This is a genomic window from Oleiphilus sp. HI0043, assembly GCF_001634935.1.
In genome coordinates this window covers 1-1,327 of record NZ_LWEY01001572.1, presented here as the reverse complement: position 1 = coordinate 1,327, position 1,327 = coordinate 1, and the positions used below count along the sequence as shown (strand labels likewise).

Below are 1,327 nucleotides of genomic sequence, written 5' to 3'. Positions count from 1 at the left end.
GTAATTGGTTTCAAAGGTTAATGCTGGAACCTGGTTAATTTTGTTTTCAGCAAATCTCTTTGGATCTATTCGGATAGCTATATTTAAGCGCTCACAAGGTTTATCAGGTTTATCAATACAGCTCATATCACGCTTAGTAACATCTCTGATAAATCGAGAGGTAGGCAGCATCTTGCTGATGCCTCCAATTGGCCCACGAATAAGAATTGTGCCTTGTATTTTGTGGAGGTCTAGTGCATAGCGGTGGATAACTTCTTTAGGCATAGAGCTTGAGACATACAATAGAATGCTATGTCCTTTGGGCAAAATTCGGCTTTCATCTGTTCTATTTTTATTTGGTTTTTCAATATCAATGCCAAGTGAGTCACCAATTCTTTCAGATAGTTCTGCCTGTCTAGCTATATATTGTTCTGAGTTAATGTACTTTTCTATTTTCTCTAGGCTTTTTTCATGGTTTTGATTATTCAGCTTTGTTTTATCGACGAGTTTTTGTACTTTTGATTTAAACGCTTTAGTTGAGTCTTCAACATGCTTGGAAACATCTATTTCTGCCAATGCAGAGCACGATATTAATAACAAAAACAAAGTAGTTAAACGCATTTAGTTTCCTCCCATTGTGCAGCAATCTACTTTACGCCACATCATGAATGACATGTCATTATCAAGCTGGTCTGCTGGTAGGCCAGATGTCCAGACAAGTTCAGGGTATCCAAAGGGGGCGCATTTTCCTTGTCTCATTGGGCTCCATAGATGGAAGCGATAACGGCTTTTCGTCCAGATTGTTTTATAGTTGCTGTAACAGCCATTAGGCGCATACTCTTTAAGAAGTCCGTGGCGGCCCATAATATAGATCCCTCGTGCTGCATTGTCGGCATTGGCTCCAACAACATTGTCGCCAATGGCTGTAGCAGAAATCGGATATAGTTGGCCAGCCCCAAGGCAATAAAAAAGGCTATCAATTGGTGTGGCCGTTGTTACTGCTACTGCATCAGCAATACATGCTAATGTTGTGGCAGGGTTAGAAAGTAGTAATGTTTCGGGGAAAACGTTTAGCGAAAGTAAGTCATTTTGAAAAAATGGGAGGACTTCTGAAACGGATGCTAGATCTAGTTCTTCGCTGTTCTTTAAACAAGGTAAATCTCCAAACATATCGAGTAATTTGAACACTGGAAACGTAATGTAGTGAATATTTGATTTTACTGCTTTACCAGAGCTGCCACTGGCACGAGCCCCATCAAGCATGTAGGGAGCAGCTAAATCTAACTTGAGATCAAAAGGAACTATGTGCCACGATTCGTATGTCGTATCAACAATAGCAAATGGCTCC

General features: G+C 40.3%; 2 protein-coding genes. Both read right to left on the bottom strand.

Annotated features, from left to right (window positions below; translation table 11 throughout):
* The coding region (locus tag A3729_RS23440; RefSeq protein WP_068634347.1) for a TrbC family F-type conjugative pilus assembly protein at positions 1 to 600 on the bottom strand (600 nt) is incomplete at its 3' end.
* On the bottom strand, positions 601 to 1,327 hold a 727-nt coding region (locus A3729_RS23435; RefSeq protein WP_197476009.1), incomplete at its 5' end, for a TraU family protein.